The sequence below is a fragment of the Angustibacter aerolatus genome (assembly GCF_054776675.1).
The window spans coordinates 1-17,625 of the sequence record NZ_BAAHBM010000022.1; the positions used below are offsets into that span (position 1 = coordinate 1).

The following is a 17,625-nucleotide window of genomic DNA, read 5'->3' on the forward strand; positions in this document are numbered from 1 at the left end:
CTCGGCATGGCGAGGTCGCCGCCGGCCGGGTCGAGCGCGGCGACCGCCGCCGGGGCGGGGAACGTCGTGGTCAGGCCCGGGTGCACCGCGGCCAGCGCCGCCGGCAGCGGCGTGCCGGCGGCCGCGACGAGCCGACCGGCGACCGTGCGGGCTCCTCCGAGCGACACCTGCTGCCCGATCACGATGCGCACGAGCGTCTCGCCGTCGTCGAGGCTGCCCGGCGCGCGCAGGCCGGGCCGGCGGGCCACGACCGGCCCGAGCAGCGGGACGGCGCCGAGGTGCCGCTCGGCCGGTCGGACGTCGCGGTCGACGTCGAGCAGGTGGCGCAGCCGGCGCAGCGCCGGTTCCTCGTCGGCGGGGTCGGTGAGGGTGAGCTCGACGTCGACGCCGCCCGGCGCGGCCTCGACCTGCGCGACGCCCGGTCCACCGGGCAGCCGCAGGGTGCGGCCCCAGCGCACGCCGTCCCAGACCTCGACGCCGGGCACCGCGTGCGCGCCGACGAACGCGAGCAGCCGCGGCCCGTCGTACGGCGGCTGCGCGGCGAGGTGGTGCCTGCTCGTCGTGGGCCGGGGCACGGCGATCAGGGCGTGAAGGCGAGGAAGACGAACGAGCCGAAGATCGCCAGGTGCACGGCCCCCTGCAGGATCGTCGCCCGGCCGGTGACCGTCGTCAGGGTGCTCACCACGAGGGTCAGGGCGAGCAGCACCAGCTGCGTCGGCCCGAGCCCGAGCTGCAGCGGGCCGGTCAGCCAGATCGAGGCCAGCGCGATCGACGGGATGGTGAGCCCGATGCTCGCGAGCGCCGAGCCGATGGCGAGGTTCAGGCTGGTCTGCACGCGGTTGCGGCGGGCGGCCCGCAGCGCGGCGACGGTCTCGGGGGCCAGCACGAGGATCGCGATGAGCACGCCCACGACCGGCTGCGGCGCCCCGACCGCCTCGACGGCGTGCTCGATCGACTTCGACGCCGTCTTGGCGAGGCCGACGACGCAGACCAGGCAGACCAGCAGCAGCCCGAGGCTGGTCCACGTGGTGCGGGACGACGGCGGGGCGGCGTGCTCGTCGTCGTGGTCGGCGGCACCCGCGTCGCCGTCGCCGGGCAGGGCGCCCCGGCGGCTGTCGTGCTGCACGCCGTCGGCCCCCGGGCCGACGGGCAGCGCGACGTGGCCGCGCTCGGGCGGCAGGAAGTAGTCGCGGTGCCGCACCGCCTGCACGAACACGAAGACGGCGTAGAGCACCAGCGAGGCCAGCCCGGCGAAGGCGAGCTGGGCGCCGGTGTACGTCGGGCCCTGGCTGCTGGCGGTGAACGAGGGCAGCACCAGGCCGAGCGTGGCGACGGCGGCCAGCGTGGCGAGGGCGCCGCCGACGCCCTCGGGCCGGAACCAGACCACCTGGTGGCGCAGCGCCCCGACGAGCAGGCAGAGCCCGACGACGCCGTTGCAGACCACCATGATCGCGGCGAACACGGTGTCCCTGGCCAGCGCCGACGACGTCTCGGGGCTGCTCACCATGAGCGACACGATCAGCCCGACCTCGATGACGGTCACCGCGATGGCGAGGATCAGCGTGCCGAACGGCTCGCCCACCCGGTGCGCCACCACCTCGGCGTGGTGCACCGCGCAGACCACGGCCCCGACCAGCCCGACCCCGATGAGCGCGAGCATCACCGACCCCGGCTCGCGCCCCCACGACACCACGAGCAGCACCACCGCGACCGGCGGCACGACGAGCGTCCACAGCGGCAGCGTGGGCGCGGTCCCCTCGGTCCCCTCGGTCCCCTCGGTCCCCTCGGTCCCGTCCAGGACCGACCCCTCCGGCACCTCGCGCGGCGTCGCGGTGCGCTCGGGCGGCTGGGGGTGGGGGGTCATCGCCCGATCTTACGGATGGGCCCTGAGGGCGGCCCTGAGGTGCTCGTCGCCGTCTCGCGAGGTGAGGGCGAACGTCCACGCCTGCGCCGGGTGCGTCCCGACCTGCTCGGTGGCGTGCACCCGCACGGTGCCGGGCAGCAGCACGGCCCGCTTGAACTCCAGCTCGAGCTCGTGCGCCTCGGGGGTGCGCGGCTCGAGCCACGCCAGGCAGCGCGCCACCGAGTACATGCCGTGCGCGATCGCTCTGCGGAACCCGAAGGGCCGCGCGGTGAGCGGGTGCAGGTGGATCGGGTTGTGATCGCCGCTCACCGCGGCGTACCGGCGTCCGGCGTCCGACCCGAAGCGCCAGACGGCGCGCGGCGACCCGGCCCAGGCGGTGACGTCCTCCTGCGGCGGCGCCCAGCCGTCACCGCCCGCGGTCGCTCGTGCGTCGGTCGGCTGCCCGCCCGGCTCGGCGGCGACCGTGACGCCGCGCGCGAGGTAGGTGCTGCGCCCGGTCCAGACGACGTCGCCGCCCGTCGAGGCGGTCGACACCAGGTCGACCTGGGCGCCGCGCCGGTGCGGGCGCAGGCGCTCGGCGTGCACCGCGAGCCCGAGCGGCTCGTCGACGTCGACCGGCCGGTGCAGCGACCAGCGGTTCGCCACGTGCACCAGCCCGGGCAGCGGCACCGGGAACGCGGGCTCGGCCATGACGACGAGCTGCAGCGGGAACGACAGCACGTGCAGGTACCCGGCCGGCACCTGCCCGCGCACCGCGAAGCCGCAGACCCGCTGGTAGGCGCTCAGGTGATCGCGGTCGATGCGCACGGCGTGCCGGACGACCTGCGTCTGCGGCAGCAGCGACGGGCGCCGCCGCGGCAGCAGCGACCCGGCCAGCAGGGCCAGCTGCCGGGGCGGTCGCTCGAGGTCGATGGTGCGCACGTCTACGCCCCGACCTGCAGCTGGCCGCACACCCTGACCACCTGGCCGGTGACACCCGCGCTGCCGGGCTCGGCGAACCAGGCCACGGTCTCGGCGACGTCGACCGGCTGGCCGCCCTGCGCCAGGCTGTTCAGGCGCCGGGCCACCTCGCGCGTCGCGAACGGCATGCGGGCCGTCATCTCCGTCTCGATGAAGCCGGGCGCCACGGCGTTCACCGTGATGCCGCGATCGGCGACCTGCCCGGCCCGGGCCCGCACCATGCCGATGACGCCGGCCTTGCTGGCTGCGTAGTTCGTCTGGCCGCGCTGCCCGGCGATGCCGCTCGTCGAGGCGAGGCTCACCACGCGGCCGCCGTCGGCGAGCACCCGCTCCCCGAGCAGCGTGTCGTCGATGCGCAGCTGCGCCTCGAGGTTGACGGCGAGCACGGAGGCCCAGGCGTCCGGGTCGCTGTTGACCAGCAGCCTGTCGCGGGTGATGCCCGCGTTGTGCACGACGACGTCGAGCGAGCCGTAGCGGGACAGGGCGAGGTCGGCGATGCGTCGTCCGGCGTCGGCTGCGGTCACGTCGACCTGGAGCGCGGTGCCGCCGACCGCGTTGGCGGTGCCGGCGAGCGCCTGTCCGGCCGCGGGCACGTCCACGGCGAGCACCCGGGCGCCCTGACGCGCGAGGACGTGGGCGATCGCGGCACCGATGCCCCGAGCGGCGCCGGTGACCGCGGCGACGGCCCCCTGCAGCGGCCGGGCGGGGTCGTCGACCTCGCGGACGGCACCGACCGGTGCCCGCACCCGCACCACCTGCCCGTCGACGAAGGCCGAGCGCGCGCTCAGCAGGAAGGCGAGGGTCGACCGCGCCGCGTCGTCGGCGCCGTCCGCCACCAGCACCAGGTTGGCCGTGGCGCCCTCGCGCAGCTCCTTCGCCAGCGACCGGGTCAGGCCCTCGAGGGCCTGCCGGGTCGCGGCCTGCGTGACGTCGCTCGCGTCCTCCGGCGGACGACCCACGACCACCAGGCGGCCCGACCGACCGAGGCGGCGCAGGTCGGTGGCCAGCGCGGCGCGCACCCCGACGAGGTCGCGCGGGGTGCGGTGACCGGTCGCGTCGACGACCACGGCGCCCAGCCGGTCGTCCGCGCCCGCCCGGTCGCCGGCCGGGGCGTCGCCGTCGAGCTCGACCGGCGCGCCGGGGAGCGAGGTGAGCAGCGCACCGACGGGACCGTCGCCCACCAGCCGGGCCGGGCCGGGCAGCAGGGGCTCCCCCGCCTCGTGGCGCCGGAGCACGGCCGGTCTCGGCAGACCGAGGGTGCTCGCGACGCGCCGGCCCGCACCGCCCTGGACGAGCGCGGTGTAGCGGTCGGTCACGACGCCTCCAGGATGGCCACGACGCCCTGACCGCCGGCGGCGCAGATCGAGATGAGCCCACGGCCCCCACCCCGGGCGCGCAGCGACTTGGCGAGGGTGGCGACGATACGCCCACCGGTGGCCGCGAAGGGGTGGCCCGTGGCGAGCGAGGACCCGGTCACGTTGAGCCGGTCGCGGTCGACGGCACCGAGCGGCGCCGCGAGGCCCAGCCGGTCGCGGCAGAACGCGGGGCTCTCCCACGCCGCGAGCGTCGCCAGCACGGTCGAGGCGAACGCCTCGTGCACCTCGACCAGCTCGAGGTCGCGCAGGGTCATGCCCTGGCGCGCGAGCAACCTGGCCACGGCGTAGGTGGGCGCCATGAGCAGCCCCTCGTCCCCCTGCACGAAGTCGACGGCGGCGGTCTCGGCGTCCACCACGTGCGCCAGCACCGGCTGCCCGCGCTCGGCCGCCCACTCGTCGCTCGCCAGCAGGACGGCGGACGCCCCGTCGGTCAGGGGCGTCGAGTTGCCGGCGGTCATCGTCGCGTCGTCGCCCTCGCCGAAGACCGGGCGCAGCCGGCCCAGCCGCTCGACGCTGGTGTCGGGCCGCAGGTTCTGGTCGCGCTGCAGCCCGAGGTACGGCGTCACGAGGTCGTCGAAGAACCCGGCGTCCCACGCCGCGGCCAGCCGGTGGTGGCTGGCGACCGTCAGCTCGTCCTGCGCGGTGCGGTCGACGCCCCACGCCGCGGCGGTGACGGCCGCGTGGTCCCCCATCGACATCCCCGTCCGCGGCTCGCGGTTGCGCGGGACCTCGGGCCGCAGCTGCCCCGGGCGCAGCCGCGCCAGGGCCCTGGCCCGCTCGCCGACCGACCGGGCCCGGCGCAGGGCGAGCAGGGTGCGCCGCAGGTCGTCGTCGACGGCGACGGGCGCGTCGCTCGCGCTGTCGACGCCGCCCGCGACGCCGCTCTCGACCTGGCCGAGCGCGATCTTGTTGGCGACCAGCACCGTGGTCTCGAGGCCGGTGCCGCAGGCCTGCTGGACGTCGTAGGCGGGGGTCCGGGGCGAGAGCCGCGAGCCCAGCACCGCCTCCCGCGTCAGGTTGAGATCTCGGCTGTGCTTCAGCACCGCTCCCGCTGCGACCTCGCCCACCCGCTCCCCGGCCAGCCCGAAGCGCGCGACCAGCCCGTCGAGCGCGGCGACCAGCATGTCCTGGTTGCTCGCCTGCGCGTACGGGCCGTCGGCCCGGGCGAACGGGATGCGGTTGCCCCCGAGCACCGCGGCGCGGCGGGGGGTGCGGGGCTCGGCCATGGTGCCTCCGTCGGACGGCGGTCGGTGTGCCGAGAAGGTAACCGGGGCGGGTGGCGCGGGCGCCCAGGGAGACCGGTCGCCGCAAGGGGTCGTCCGAGGCGTGAGACCGACGACGTCCGCGCATTGACACCCCTCGCTTTGTCGACCAACCTGGTGGACATGGTCGAGGTCCAGCTGCGAGCGCTCGTCGTGCGTCGGCACGTCGACCTCATGCGGCTGTGCAGCGCAGCGTGTCGGGCCCCTCTCGCCTGACCGCCCGACCACCCAGCACCCCCCGGCGTCAGCGCGCGACCCGCCCCTCGAGGGCCCGGCCGACGCGCGCCCGCGGACCGTGCGCTGCACACCCGAGGACCCGGCATGACCCAGACCCCGCTCCGCCCCCTGCACACCCGGCCCGGCGCGCCCCGCGCCGCGCAGCCCGGGACGCCCACCACGCACGACCTCGCGCTGCTCGTGCGGCGCATCGCCAGCGAGCCGCGGCTGTGGCGACCGCACGTCCGCTTCACCGCCGCCGAGCGCTTCTGGACGCGCCTCGGCTCGCCGCAGGGCGTCGACGTCTGGCTGCTCACGTGGCTGCCGTCCCAGCAGACCGACCTGCACGACCACGGCGACAGCAGCGCCGCCTTCGCGGTGGTGCAGGGCGCCCTCACCGAGGTGCGTGCCGACGAGGTGCTCGGCGTCTGGTCGACGCGCCTCGACGCCCCCGCCGTCCGCGTCGTCGAGCCCGGCGTGGTGCACGACGTGCGCAACGACCTGACCGCGCCGGCCGTGAGCATCCACGCCTACGCCCCGAAGCTCTCGCGGATGACCTACTACGACCTCGTCGACGGTCGGCTGGCGCCCGCGCACGAGGTGCTCGGCGACGAGCCCGAGCCGGCGCTGTGAGCGCCCCCGCGCTGACGGCGCCGCCGCGCCGCTCGATCGACGACGTGCTGGCGGAGGCGCGGGAACGGCTGCAGCGCGTGGCTCCGCAGCAGGCGCACGCCGAGCAGCTCGCCGGTGCCGTGCTCGTCGACATCCGGCCCGCCGCGCAGCGGCTGCTCGAGGGCGAGGTGCCGGGCGCGCTGGTGGTCGAGCGCAACGTGCTCGAGTGGCGCTTCGACCCGGGCAGCGACGCCCGGCTGCCGATCGCCTCCTACGACCTGCGCGTGCTCGTGCTCTGCTCCGAGGGCTACACCTCCTCGCTCGCGGCCGCCGCCCTGGTCGGGCTGGGCATCACCCGGGCGACGGACGTCGTCGGCGGCTTCGTCGCCTGGCGGGCCGCCGGCCTGCCCACCGCCGGCTAGGACGGCACGGGTGACACGCCCGTGGACGCCTGACACGATCGCGCGATGAGCACCCCCAGCGACACCTCCTCGCTCGGCGCGGTCGGCGAGGCCATCGGCATCCGGTTCGACGACCCGACCGGTGCGCGGGTCGAGGCGACGTGGACGGTCGGTCCGGCGGTGCACCAGCCGGCCGGGATCCTGCACGGCGGCGTGCACTCGTGGGTCGTCGAGACGCTGGCCAGCGTCGGGGCGCAGACCTGGCTGGGCGACGACGGGCACGTCGTGGGGGTCAACAACTCCACCGACTTCTACCGGGCGGTGCGCGACGGCGAGCTGCGCAGCGTGGCGACGCCGGTGCACCAGGGGCGCAGCCAGCAGGTGTGGCTGGTCGAGACGCGCGACGCCGGCGACCGGCTGGTGGCGCGCGGCCAGGTGCGGTTGCAGAACCTGCGCGGCGCCTGACCGCACCCCGCTCGGCGGGCGCGGCCCGGCGGGCCCGTGGAAGGGTGGCCGCATGCGCGCGACGCTCATCCACGGCCCCGGCGACATCCGCCTCGAAGAGGTGCCCGACCCGCAGATCCAGGTGCCGACCGACGCCGTCGTGCGGGTGACGGCGTCGTGCGTGTGCGGCTCCGACCTGTGGCCCTACCGCGGGGTGCGGCCGACGAAGCGCCCCCGGCGCATCGGCCACGAGCTGATCGGCGTGGTCGAGGACGTCGGCAGCGAGGTGACGACGGTGCGGCGCGGTGACTTCGTGGTGGCGCCGTTCGCGCTGAGCGACGGCACCTGCGCGCACTGCCGGCACGGCGTCCAGACGTCGTGCGAGCGGGGCGCCGCGTGGGGTGCGACCGACCGCGACGGGTACCTGGTCGACGGCGGGCAGGGCGAGGCGGTGCGCGTCGCGATGGCCGACGGCACGCTGGTCGCCGTCCCCGGGCACCCCGACGACGCGATGCTGCCCTCGCTGCTCGCGCTGTCCGACGTCATGGGCACCGGGCACCACGCCGCGCTCGCGGCAGGCGTCGGCCCGGGGCAGACGGTCGTGGTGGTCGGCGACGGCGCGGTGGGCCTGTGCGCGGTGCTCGCCGCCCGGCGGCTGGGCGCCGAGCGGGTGATCGCGATGTCGCGGCACACCGCGCGGCAGGCGGTCGCGCTCGACCTGGGCGCCGACGACGTGGTCGCCGAGCGCGGCGAGGAGGGCGTGGCGCGCATCGAGGAGCTCACCGGCGGCGTGGGCGCCGACGCGGTGCTCGAGTGCGTCGGCATGAAGGAGTCGATGGAGCAGGCGATCGGCGCGACGCGGCCCGGTGGCCGCGTCGGGTACGTCGGGGTGCCGGCCGGCGGCGCCGAGCTGCCGATCGCGCAGCTGTTCTCCGACAACATCTCGGTCGGCGGCGGCGTCGCGCCGGTGCGGCAGTACCTGCCCGAGCTGCTCGAGGACGTGCTGAGCGGCGCGATCGAGCCGGGCAAGGTGTTCGACGTCGAACTGCCGCTCAGCGAGGTGGCGACCGCCTACACCGCGATGGACCAGCGGACGGCGATCAAGACGCTGCTGCGTCCCTGAGCGCCGCCTCGGCCAGCAGCAGCCCGCCGAGGACGCCGGCGTCGTCACCCAGCGCGGGGGTCACGAGGAACGAGCCGTCGACGACCTCGGGCAGCCCGATGGCGCCGGCCAGGCCGTCGGTCACCGCGCGCCGGACGGCGGCGAGCAGCCCGGGCAGCTTGGGCACGCCGCCGCCGAGCACCAGCCGGTCGGGCGAGTGCAGGTAGACCAGGGTGCGGGCGAGCTGCCCGAGGTACCAGGCCTCCAGCCCGACGGCGCGGGCGAGGTCGGCGCCGCGCAGGTCCTGCCCCGGCCGCCCGAACCGCGCGTGCAGCGCGGGCCCGCTCGCCAGCCCCTCGAGGCAGCCGCCGTGGAACCGGCAGACGCCGGGCAGCTCGTCGCCCGGCATCCGCACGACGTCGAGGTGCCCCAGCTCGGGCCGCATCCGCCCGTGCAGCACCCGGCCCGCCTCGACGGTGGCGCCCCCGACCCCGGTGCCGACCGTGACGTACGTCGTGGTGCGCGCGCCCGCACCGGCGCCCCAGCGCTGCTCGGCGAGCGCCGCGCCGGCGACGTCGGTGTCGACGCCCACCGGCACCCCGACCGCCGAGCCGAGCCGCCCGAGCAGGTCGGTGCCCTCCCAGCCGCGCTTCGGCGTCCAGGTGATGCGGCCGTACCCGTCGCTCGCCGGGTCGAGGTCGAGCGGCCCGAACGACGCCAGCCCGAGCGCGTCGACCCGGTGCCCGCGCAGGAAGTCGGCGACGGCGTCGAGGGTGGGGCCCGGCTCGGTGGTGGGCACGACGGTGCGGGCCACCAGGTCGCCGGGGCCGCGGCCGATCGCGGCGACGACCTTGGTGCCCCCCAGCTCGACGCCCGCCAGCACGCCCCGGAACCTACCCGGCCGCCCGCTGCTACGTTGCGCCGGTGCCGAGCCGGACGACGAGGGTGTGCGTGGTCGGAGCGGGTGCGATCGGGGGCCTGCTGGGCGCCTGGCTGAGCCGCTCCGGCGTCGAGACGACGGCGCTCGCCCGGGGCGCGACGCTGGAGTCGTTGCAGCGCAGCGGCTGGCGGGTTCGTGAGACCGACGGCTCGCTGACGACGGCACCGGTCACCGCGGCGGCCTCGGCCGCAGAGCTCGGGGTGCACGACGTCGTGGTGGTCGCGGTGAAGGCGCAGTCGCTGGCCGCGCTGGCGCCTCGCCTGGCACCGCTGGTCGGGCCGGGCACGGTGGTGCTGCCGGCGATGAACGGCGTGCCGTGGTGGTTCACGACCGGGCTCGGTGGCCCGGCGGACGGCCTGCGGCTGCGGTCGGTCGACCCGGACGGCGCGATCGCCGTGGCCCTGCCGCCGGCGCAGGTCGTCGGCTGCGTGGTGCACCTCGGCGCGAGCACCGCCGAGCCGGGCCTCGTCGTGCACGGGTCGGGGCGCCGGCTGATCGTCGGCGAACCCGCGGGCTCGGCGACGCCGCGGCTGCACGAGGTGGCCGGCCTGCTCGGTGACGCCGGCTTCGAGGTCGAGCAGACCGACGACGTCCGGCAGGCCGCCTGGTACAAGCTCTGGGGCAACATGACGGTGAACCCGATCAGCGCGCTGACCGGGGCCAGCATGGGGCCGATGCTCGCCGACGACCTGGTCACCGGGCTGATCGAGGCGGTGATGCTGGAGGCCCGCGAGGTCGGCGCCCGCATCGGCTGCCCCATCGACGAGACGCCCGCCGCGCGCGTCGACGTCACCCGCCGCCTCGGCGACCTCGAGCCGTCGATGCTGCAGGACGCCCGCGCCGGGCGGCAGCTCGAGCTCGACGCGCTGACCGGCGCCGCGCGCGAGCTGGCGCAGGCGGTGGGCGTCGCGACGCCGCACACCGACGCGCTGCTGGGCCTCACCCGGCTGGCCGCGCGCACCCGCGGGCTGTACCCCGCCTGACCGGTTCGCGGCCGGTACCGCCCGGTTCGGGCGACACGGCGCCCACGTCGTCCGTCGGCTTCCCTGCGACAACCTGGCCGTGCCACGGTGCCGGTGCCTCCCCGATCGGCACGTCGGGGCGCACGCGGCCGCGACCCGGCCGCGCCGGGCGTCCCGTCGCGGTCCACCCTCCGGTGCCGCGACGGGGCGCCTGCCCGGTAGCGTCTGCCGCGTGCCCCAACCGCTCGCGGTCCCCGTCGGCCTCGGGGTGCGCACCGTCGGCCGGCAGACGATCGACCTCGACCGCCGCCCCCTGGTGATGGCGATCGTGAACCGCACCCGCGACAGCTTCTTCGACGGCGGGCGCACCTTCGCGCTGGACGCCGCCACCGCCGCCGTCGAGCGGGCCGTGGCCGACGGCGCCGACTGGGTGGACGTCGGGGCGGTGCCGTTCTCGCCCGACGCGGAGCGGGTCGACGAGGCGGAGGAGCTCGACCGGCTGCTGCCCGTGGTGGCCGCGGCCCGGGCCACCGGCGACGTGATCGTGTCGGTCGAGACCACCCGCCCGGCCGTGGCGCGCGCGGCGTTCGCGGCCGGCGCCGACGTCCTGAACGACACCTCCGGACTGCACGACCCCGAGCTGGCCGACGCCACGGCGGAGGCCGGCGGCACGCTGGTCGTCTGCCACAGCCTGGCCCGGCCGTTCGAGCACCTGCACCGCCCGACGTACACCGACGTCGTCCGCGAGGTGCACGACCTGCTGGCCGAGCGGGTGGCGGTCGCCAGGTCGCGCGGCGTCGAGCACCTCGTGGTCGACCCCGGCCACGACCTGAACAAGACCACCCGGCACTCGCTCGAGCTGACCCGCCGCCTCGACGAGCTGCTCGACCTCGGCGAGCCCGTGCTGGCGTCGGTGTCGCGCAAGGACTTCGTGCAGGAGGCGGTCGGGGTCGCGCGCGACGACGCGCTGCCGGCCACGCTCGCCGCCGTGGTGCTGTGCGTGCTGCGCGGTGCCCGGGTGCTGCGCGTGCACGACGTGGCGGCCGCGCGCGACGCCGTCCGGATGACCGAGGCGGTGCTGGGCTGGCGCGAGCCCGCCACCGAGCGGCACAACCTCTGACGGCGGTCGGTCAGCCCGCCAGCCCGGCCCGGTCGAGCAGGTACGCCGTCATCGGCGCGTAGAGCGACTCGCGCACGTTGTCGTCGAGCGGCACCGCGACGAGCAGCTCGCCCTCGGCCTCGCCGACGAACAACGCCGGGTCGTTGCAGTCCGCGTAGCCGACGGCGTCGAGGCCGCGGGCGGCGGCGCCACCGGCCCAGCCGTGGTCGGCCACGACGAGGTCGGGCGGCGCCTCGCCCGCCTCGCGCAGCCCGTCGAGCACCGCCCAGACGGGGAGCGGCGAGTGCGTGTGGTGCGTCTGCGAGCCCGGCCCGGCCAGCATGCCCACGCCGTCGCGCCAGGTCAGTGCGCCGTCCTGCCAGCCGTACGCCGTGTCCTCCGGCTGCTGCCAGCCGTGCGCCGCCTGCAGCATCGTGCAGCCGGCGGCGGCGAGCGCCGCGGCGGTGGCCGAGTGCGTGGGCCGCAGCCCCACCGGGTGGCCGGTCGCGACGAGCACCCGCTCGCGGCGCTGCGCGGCGAGCGCCACCCGGTCGGCCAGCGCCTCGAGGCGGTCGATCGTCAGGTCGGGGTCGATGCGGTCCTGCCCCCACCGGTGGGCCGGGTCGGGGTCGACGCCGACCCGGTCGACCATCAGCTCGAGCACCTCCTGCTCGGTCCACCCGCGGTGCGGCGTCAGGCCCAGCCAGGCGTAGGGCTCGCCGTCGGCCAGCCGGCGGTAGTTGCGCAGGTTGTTCTCGCGCGGGGTCGCCACCTCGCCGGCGATCCGGCTGCGCACCAGGTGCTCGCGCAGCTCGTCGCGGCTGGGCACGGGGACGGACGGCGGGCCGGGCTGGGCGCTCATGCCCCGATCCTGGCACCCGGCCCGAGCGGACCCCGGTTCAAGTTCGCGCCACCGACCGCCGATGCACCCCGTGACCAGGTCGGACGCGCAGGGGAGACGAGGGGCAGATGGGTGCAGCCACGCGCCTCCAGGTGCGGCCGCGCCCGGCGTCGCGCCTGGCCTCGGCGCTGGGCCGCGGTGCGCCCGGTTTCACCCTGGCCGCGCTGCTCGTGACCTCGCTGCTGCCGGGCGGGTCGGGCGGGCCGGTGAAGCGCACCGCGCTGCTGGTGTCGCTGACCTTCTTCTTCGCGATGCTCGTCGCGCGGCTGGTCGTGCTCGCCGTGCGGGTGCCGGCCCGCCGGCTCCCCCTGTCGTTCCTCGCCCTCGGCACGGTGCTCTGGGCGACCGGGGCGGCGACGGTCACCGCCGGTCAGGCGGAGGCGGCGGGCCTCACCTTCCCGGCCCCGGGCGAGAGCCTGTACCTGATGTCGTACCTCGGCATGGCCGGCTTCCTGCTGCTCGACGTGCCGCGCCGCCGCCTGCCGACGTCGGCGATCTGGCTCGAGGCGGCGGTCGTCTGCGGGGCGGCGACCTGCGTCGCGGCGCTGGCCGTGCTGTCGCCGGCGGCGAGCATCTTCGCGCGCGGCGGCCTGGCCCTGCTGCTGGCGGTGCTCTACCCGCTGCTCGACCTCGTGCTCGGGCTGCTGGTGCTGGCCCAGATGCTGCTCGGGCAGCGCGCCCGGTCGCGGCGCACGCTCGCCCTGGCCGGCGGGTTCCTCGTGATGACCGCCGCCGACTGCAGCTTCGTGCTCGGGCTCGGCACCGAGGCCTACACCTCGAACCTGTGGCTCGACCTGGTGTGGGGCATCAGCTTCCTGCTGCTGGTCGGCGCCGCGTGCACGCCCCCGCCGCCGGTGCAGGTGACCGAGCGGCAGAGCGCCGGCTGGCTGCTGGGCGCCGCCGCGGCGGTCGCCGTCCTGATCCTCGTCGTCCGGCCCGGCGGCACGACCGGCTGGCTGGTCACCGCCCCGGCGGCCATGACCCTCGCCAGCGCGGGGGTGCGCATGGTGCAGGCGCTGCGCGACGCCCGGGGCAAGGCGGAGGCGCTGCGGCTGTCGCTCACGGACGAGCTGACCGGGCTGCCCAACCGGCGGGCGCTGCTCGCCCGCGCCGACGCCGCGATCGCCACCGACGAGCCGTTCGGCCTGATGCTGCTCGACCTCGACGGCTTCAAGGACATCAACGACAGCATCGGTCACGGCGCCGGCGACGAGGTGCTGACCGTGGTCGCGAACCGGCTCACGGACGCCGTGGGTCCCGGCCAGCTGCTGGCCCGGCTCGGCGGCGACGAGTTCGCGCTCTTCGTGCCCTCGGACGACGAGCTGACCATGCTCGAGTCGGCGCAGGCGCTGCGGGCCAGCCTGCTCGACCCGGTACCCGTCGAGGGCCTCGAGCTGTCGGTCGACGCGTCCGTCGGCGTGACCGCCTGCGAGGCGGGAGACCAGTCGGCCACCGCGCTGCTGCGCCGCGCCGACATCGCGATGTACGAGGCGAAGCGCACCCGCTCGGGCGCGCTGCTCTTCGACCGCGCCCAGGACGGCTACTCGCGCGAGCGGCTGCGGCGCGGCGAGGACCTGCGCACGGCCCTCACCGCCGGCCAGCTCGAGGTCTGGTACCAGCCGCAGGTCGACGCGCTCACCCACGAGATCACCGCCGTCGAGGCGCTGGTGCGCTGGCGGCACCCGGTCGACGGCCTCGTCCCGCCCGCCGAGTTCCTGCCCGACGCCCGCCGCGCCGGCCTCATGACGGCGCTGTCGTCGGTGGTGCTCGAGCAGGTGCTGTTCGACGCCCGTGCCTGGTTCGACGCCGGCCACGGTGTGCGCGTGGCCATGAACTGCGCCCCCACCGAGCTGCTCGCCGGCCAGTTCCTGCCGCACACCTTCCGCGAGCTGGAGCGGGCCGCCCTGCCGCACGGCACCCTGCTCATCGAGGTGACCGAGGACTCGTTCCTCTCCGACCCCGAGCGGGCCCGGCAGATGCTGGTGCAGCTGCACGAGCACGGCGTCGAGACCGCCATCGACGACTACGGCACCGGCTTCTCGTCGCTGTCGTACCTGCGCGACCTGCCGGTGCAGGAGCTCAAGCTCGACCGCTCGTTCTGCTCGACGGCGAGCACCGACGAGCGCAGCCGGCTGATCGTCACCGCGACCACGCAGATGGCGCACGCCCTCGGCCTGCGGCTGGTCGCCGAGGGCGTCGAGGACGCCGAGACGGCCGAGCTGCTGGCCGAGGCCGGCGTCGACGTGCTGCAGGGCTACCACGTGGCCCGCCCCATGCCGTCGGACGAGGTGCTGCCGTGGATGCGGCGGCGCGCGGCCCTGGCCGCCGCCGGTCAGCTCGGCGTCAGCCGGCCGCCCGCGCTGCGGACGGCGCCGGCGTCCTGAGGTCGATCGCGACCGGCTGCTCGAGCGGGCGCAGCCGGAAGTGGCTCGGCGGCGGCACCGACACCCCGTCGAGGCCGACGCCGAGGCTGACCAGCCGGTACGAGTCCGGCACGTCGCGGCGCTGGGCGTCCATCGTCGAGGGCATGTCGAGGTAGACCGGCGTGCTGGCCGCCGACCCGAGGTAGGGGGCGGTGCGGGCGCCCGGCAGCGTGCGGGTGACGGCGCCGAAGCCGTTCAGCAGCCGGCGCACCCGCTCGTCGAGCACCGCGGTGAACGAGGCCGCCGCGTTGACCCGCGCGACCTGCACCAGGCCGTGCACCAGCGCGAGGCTCAGCCGGGTGCCCGAGCCGGTGGTCGAGGCCCGCGTCACGAGCGTGGCGATGTCCCACGTGCCCTCGGGGTCGAGGCCCGCGGCAGCCGCCGCGCGCGCCGCGTCGACCCGCCACGGCGGCCCGGCCAGGTCGACGAGCGTCTTCGACCCCGCGGCGCCGCCGGGCGCGATGAGCCGCATCGCCCCGAGCACGTGCCCGAGCGGGTCGGAGACCGTCACGAACCGGCTGGCGTCGTCGTACGGCGCGTACTCGGCGTCGAGCTGCTCGCGGCTGTTGTCGTACCAGCGGCCGAACACCTCGGCCTCGCAGTCGCGCGCGGACGCCGCGAGCCCGGCGTCCGCGAACGAGAGGACGAGGTCCACTAGAAGCCCTTGGCGACGACGTCGGTCGCGTCGAACCAGTCGCGGGTGAGGTCGACGACCGCCTGCTCCTCGAACGGCTTGCACGCGTAGACGTCGACGCTGAAGAACAGCCGCGGCTCGTCCCAGGCGTAGAAGTGCGCCCCGGACGTCTCCCAGTGGATCCAGCCGGCCCAGCCGTAGAGCGGCGACTGGTGCGTCACCGGCTCGGTGAGCTCGACCATGTCGATGGTCTTCGACAGCTGCGAGAGGTACTGCCGGATGGCGACGTCGTCGATGGGGCGCTGGCACAGACCCTCGACCACCAGTCGCTGGCGGTGGATCTCGGGGGCGAGGTCACGCACGGGGTTCCTCCGGGCTGTCGACGGGGCGGTCACGCAGATGCTGTCATCGACCACCGACAGCGACGGCCGTTCTCCGGCAGATGGCGCCGCGTTGCACCGCTCGGGACCGCCCCGGGCACCCGGCGTCGGCACCGGTGACCGTGGGCGACGCCCGGTCTGCCCGGCTGCTCCCGGTGCGTTCCCCGACGGGCCGAGCCGACGGGCCGCCACTAGGGTCCAGGCATGGAGTGGTGGGGATGGGCGATCGTCGTGGTCGTCGTGCTGGTGGTGCTGCTCGTCGCGGTGATCGCGGTGCAGGCACGCCGTCGGCGCGGCGGCGTCAAGGTCGACCGGGGCCGCGGCACCGGTACCGGCTCCGGCCGGGGCGGGGCCGGGCGATGAGCCGCCTGATGCGCACCTCCGAGCTGGCCAAGCGGCCGGTCGTGACCTACGCCGGCGACGACGTCGCCCAGCTGAAGGACGTCGTCTACGCCGGTGACGGCGGGCACGTCAGCGGCTTCACCCTCGCCGGCCGCGGGCTGTTCGCCGGGCCGAAGCACGAGGTGCTGCCGTGGTCGCAGGTGGCTGCCCTCGGCGTCGACGCCGTGATGGTCGTCAGCGAGGCCGCGTTCGCCGACGCCTCGGCGCTGTCCGGCGACGCCGGCGGCGAGGGCGACCCGGGCGACGTGCTGGGCTCGCAGGTGCTGACCGACGCCGGCACGGCCCTGGGCACCGTGGTCGACGTCGTGCTCGAGGTGCCCACCGAGCCGGGCGGCGCGTGCGACGTCGTCGGCTACGAGATCGAGGCGTCCGAGGCGCTCGGCACCAAGGGCACCAAGCTGCTCATCCCGCTGCCCGACACGCTCGCGGCGTCCGGCGAGCACCTCGTCGTGCCCGCGAGCGCCCGCGACTTCGTCGCCCACGACCTGGCCGGCTTCGGCGCCTCGGTGCAGGACTTCCGCCGCCACCTGGAGGGACCGGCCTGATGCGCTTCTCCGACGCCTCCGGGCACAAGATCGTGAGCACGGCGAGCGCCGACACCCTCGGCAAGGTCGACGAGCTGGTCGTCGACGTCGCGACCCGACGCGTCGTCGCGGTCACCGTTAAGAAGTCCGACCTCGGCCCGGTGCTGGTGTGGGACTCGGTCGCCGCCTTCGGCGCGGACGCCGTGACGGTGGACGGGCCGACCGCGATCGGCGAGGTGCCCGAGGGCATGGAACCGCTGCTCGACAAGCGCAACCACGTGCTGAAGAAGCGGGTGCTGACCACCGCCGGGCAGGAGCTCGGGCCGGTCAAGGACGTCGAGTTCGACCCGGCCACCGGCGACGTGACGGCGCTCGTGCTGAAGAAGCAGGCCGACGTGGCCGGCAGCCGGCTCGTCGGCATCGGCAGCTACGCCGTGGTCGTGCAGGCCGACCCGTCCGACCGCCCGGTCTGACCGGCCCCTGCGACTCAGCCGCCGAACACCTGCGTCCAGTACGGGCGCCCGGCGCCGACGGTGACCGCCACGCCGATGCGGTCGACGGCCGGGTCGAGCAGGTTGCGGCGGTGACCGCGGCTGTGCAGCCACCCGCGCACCACCTCGGCGGCGCCGGTCTGCCCGACGGCGACGTTCTCCGACACCCGCCCCGCCGGGTACCCGGCGTCCGACGTCCGGTCGCCGACCTGGGTGCCGTCCGAGCCGTCGTGTCCCATCCGGCGGCGGGTGGCCATGTCGTCGCTGTGCCGCTGCGCCGCGCGGGTCAGCCGCGCGTCGAGCTGCACCGGCGGTGCGCCGGCGTTCGCCCGCTCGTGGTTCGTCAGGCGGACGACGTCGCGCAGCTCGGCGGCGTCCGACCACGACCGGCTGCGCGGGGTCGCGGCGCGGGCCGTCGGTCGTGCCGTGGTCGAGGCTGCGGCGACCCGAGCGACCGGAGCGACCGGAGCGGCCGCACGCGCCGGGGCCGCTCGCTCCTCCGGCGGCCGACGCACCGCCTTCGGTGGCACCACCCGCGGTCTGCCCTTGCTGCCCTTGCTGCCGCCGCGAGCGCGTCCGCCGGCTGCCCCTGCTCCCCGTGCCGTCATGCGGGCCACACGCGCCGCCGACCC

General features: G+C 76.4%; 20 protein-coding genes. 10 read left to right on the forward strand and 10 right to left on the reverse strand.

The window, feature by feature from the left end; all coding sequences use genetic code 11:
* The 5 genes from ACYVI6_RS07500 to ACYVI6_RS07520 form a co-directional block, all read right to left on the reverse strand.
* A partial coding sequence (locus ACYVI6_RS07500; RefSeq protein WP_460445776.1) for an AlkA N-terminal domain-containing protein occupies positions 1-575 on the reverse strand: 575 nt, incomplete at its 3' end.
* A 5-nt stretch (positions 576-580) separates the two neighbouring features.
* Positions 581-1,864 carry a calcium:cation antiporter gene (locus ACYVI6_RS07505; protein ID WP_460445777.1) on the reverse strand — a complete coding sequence of 428 codons (1,284 nt, stop codon included), beginning with the start codon at positions 1,862-1,864 and terminating at the stop codon, positions 581-583.
* A 9-nt stretch (positions 1,865-1,873) separates the two neighbouring features.
* Positions 1,874-2,785, reverse strand: coding sequence for a MaoC/PaaZ C-terminal domain-containing protein (locus tag ACYVI6_RS07510; RefSeq protein ID WP_460445778.1), 912 nt, complete (start codon positions 2,783-2,785; stop codon positions 1,874-1,876).
* A gap of 2 nt (positions 2,786-2,787) precedes the next feature.
* On the reverse strand, positions 2,788-4,140 hold the full coding sequence (locus ACYVI6_RS07515; RefSeq protein ID WP_460445779.1) for a 3-oxoacyl-ACP reductase: 1,353 nt from the start codon (positions 4,138-4,140) through the stop codon (positions 2,788-2,790).
* Positions 4,137-5,426 (reverse strand): acetyl-CoA C-acetyltransferase, encoded by a 1,290-nt coding sequence (locus ACYVI6_RS07520; RefSeq protein WP_460445780.1) that lies wholly within the window; start codon positions 5,424-5,426, stop codon positions 4,137-4,139. Before ACYVI6_RS07520 ends, ACYVI6_RS07515 begins: the two co-directional genes overlap by 4 nt.
* A gap of 357 nt (positions 5,427-5,783) precedes the next feature.
* On the opposite strand from ACYVI6_RS07520, the gene ACYVI6_RS07525 reads away from it, so the two are divergent.
* Genes ACYVI6_RS07525 through ACYVI6_RS07540 form a run of 4 tightly spaced genes read left to right on the forward strand, consistent with a single transcriptional unit; the run spans position 5,784 to position 8,258 of the window.
* Positions 5,784-6,311 carry a cysteine dioxygenase gene (locus tag ACYVI6_RS07525; RefSeq protein WP_460445781.1) on the forward strand — a complete coding sequence of 176 codons (528 nt, stop codon included), beginning with the start codon at positions 5,784-5,786 and terminating at the stop codon, positions 6,309-6,311.
* Positions 6,308-6,712, forward strand: coding sequence for a rhodanese-like domain-containing protein (locus ACYVI6_RS07530; RefSeq protein WP_460445782.1), 405 nt, complete (start codon positions 6,308-6,310; stop codon positions 6,710-6,712). Before ACYVI6_RS07525 ends, ACYVI6_RS07530 begins: the two co-directional genes overlap by 4 nt.
* Before the next feature lie 45 nt (positions 6,713-6,757).
* Positions 6,758-7,156 carry a PaaI family thioesterase gene (locus ACYVI6_RS07535; RefSeq protein WP_460445783.1) on the forward strand — a complete coding sequence of 133 codons (399 nt, stop codon included), beginning with the start codon at positions 6,758-6,760 and terminating at the stop codon, positions 7,154-7,156.
* A 52-nt stretch (positions 7,157-7,208) separates the two neighbouring features.
* Positions 7,209-8,258 carry a zinc-dependent alcohol dehydrogenase family protein gene (locus ACYVI6_RS07540; protein ID WP_460445784.1) on the forward strand — a complete coding sequence of 350 codons (1,050 nt, stop codon included), beginning with the start codon at positions 7,209-7,211 and terminating at the stop codon, positions 8,256-8,258.
* Here the strand turns inward: ACYVI6_RS07540 and ACYVI6_RS07545 are convergent.
* On the reverse strand, positions 8,236-9,120 hold the full coding sequence (locus ACYVI6_RS07545) for an ROK family protein (RefSeq protein ID WP_460445785.1): 885 nt from the start codon (positions 9,118-9,120) through the stop codon (positions 8,236-8,238). The two genes, ACYVI6_RS07540 and ACYVI6_RS07545, sit on opposite strands and share 23 nt — an antisense overlap.
* Before the next feature lie 41 nt (positions 9,121-9,161).
* Here ACYVI6_RS07545 and ACYVI6_RS07550 point away from each other — a divergent pair, with 41 nt between their 5' ends.
* The gene (locus ACYVI6_RS07550) at positions 9,162-10,160 is read left to right on the forward strand and encodes a 2-dehydropantoate 2-reductase (protein WP_460445786.1); all 999 of its coding nucleotides are present in this window, start codon (positions 9,162-9,164) and stop codon (positions 10,158-10,160) included.
* 211 nt (positions 10,161-10,371) lie between these two features.
* Positions 10,372-11,259: a dihydropteroate synthase gene (gene folP / locus ACYVI6_RS07555; protein WP_460445787.1), complete on the forward strand. Its 888-nt coding sequence runs from the start codon at positions 10,372-10,374 to the stop codon at positions 11,257-11,259.
* Positions 11,260-11,269: 10 nt separating this feature from the next.
* Here folP and ACYVI6_RS07560 read toward each other — a convergent pair whose 3' ends face one another.
* Positions 11,270-12,100 (reverse strand): phosphatase, encoded by an 831-nt coding sequence (locus ACYVI6_RS07560; RefSeq protein ID WP_460445788.1) that lies wholly within the window; start codon positions 12,098-12,100, stop codon positions 11,270-11,272.
* A 107-nt stretch (positions 12,101-12,207) separates the two neighbouring features.
* Between ACYVI6_RS07560 and ACYVI6_RS07565 the strand changes: the two genes are divergently transcribed.
* A complete protein-coding gene (locus ACYVI6_RS07565; protein ID WP_460445789.1) occupies positions 12,208-14,523 on the forward strand; it encodes a putative bifunctional diguanylate cyclase/phosphodiesterase in 2,316 nt (771 codons plus the stop codon).
* On the opposite strand, the gene ACYVI6_RS07570 is transcribed toward ACYVI6_RS07565, so the two are convergent.
* Both ACYVI6_RS07570 and ACYVI6_RS07575 read right to left on the reverse strand, forming a co-directional pair.
* Entirely contained in the window at positions 14,483-15,217 is a 735-nt protein-coding gene (locus ACYVI6_RS07570; RefSeq protein ID WP_460445790.1) for a hypothetical protein, read from the reverse strand. The two genes, ACYVI6_RS07565 and ACYVI6_RS07570, sit on opposite strands and share 41 nt — an antisense overlap.
* Positions 15,217-15,558 (reverse strand): S-adenosylmethionine decarboxylase, encoded by a 342-nt coding sequence (locus ACYVI6_RS07575; RefSeq protein ID WP_460445791.1) that lies wholly within the window; start codon positions 15,556-15,558, stop codon positions 15,217-15,219. The genes ACYVI6_RS07570 and ACYVI6_RS07575 overlap by 1 nt, the downstream gene beginning before the upstream one ends.
* A 222-nt stretch (positions 15,559-15,780) precedes the next feature.
* On the opposite strand from ACYVI6_RS07575, the gene ACYVI6_RS07580 reads away from it, so the two are divergent.
* From ACYVI6_RS07580 to ACYVI6_RS07590, 3 genes are read left to right on the forward strand one after another with little or no spacing between them, the layout of a single operon-like run.
* Positions 15,781-15,939, forward strand: coding sequence for a hypothetical protein (locus ACYVI6_RS07580; protein WP_284288728.1), 159 nt, complete (start codon positions 15,781-15,783; stop codon positions 15,937-15,939).
* An 8-nt stretch (positions 15,940-15,947) separates the two neighbouring features.
* Entirely contained in the window at positions 15,948-16,523 is a 576-nt protein-coding gene (locus ACYVI6_RS07585) for a PRC-barrel domain-containing protein (protein ID WP_460445792.1), read from the forward strand.
* Positions 16,523-16,975 (forward strand): PRC-barrel domain-containing protein, encoded by a 453-nt coding sequence (locus tag ACYVI6_RS07590; RefSeq protein ID WP_460445793.1) that lies wholly within the window; start codon positions 16,523-16,525, stop codon positions 16,973-16,975. The genes ACYVI6_RS07585 and ACYVI6_RS07590 overlap by 1 nt, the downstream gene beginning before the upstream one ends.
* A 14-nt stretch (positions 16,976-16,989) precedes the next feature.
* On the opposite strand, the gene ACYVI6_RS07595 is transcribed toward ACYVI6_RS07590, so the two are convergent.
* The gene (locus ACYVI6_RS07595; protein ID WP_460445794.1) at positions 16,990-17,523 is read right to left on the reverse strand and encodes a CAP domain-containing protein; all 534 of its coding nucleotides are present in this window, start codon (positions 17,521-17,523) and stop codon (positions 16,990-16,992) included.
* Between the last annotated feature and the right edge of the window lie 102 nt (positions 17,524-17,625).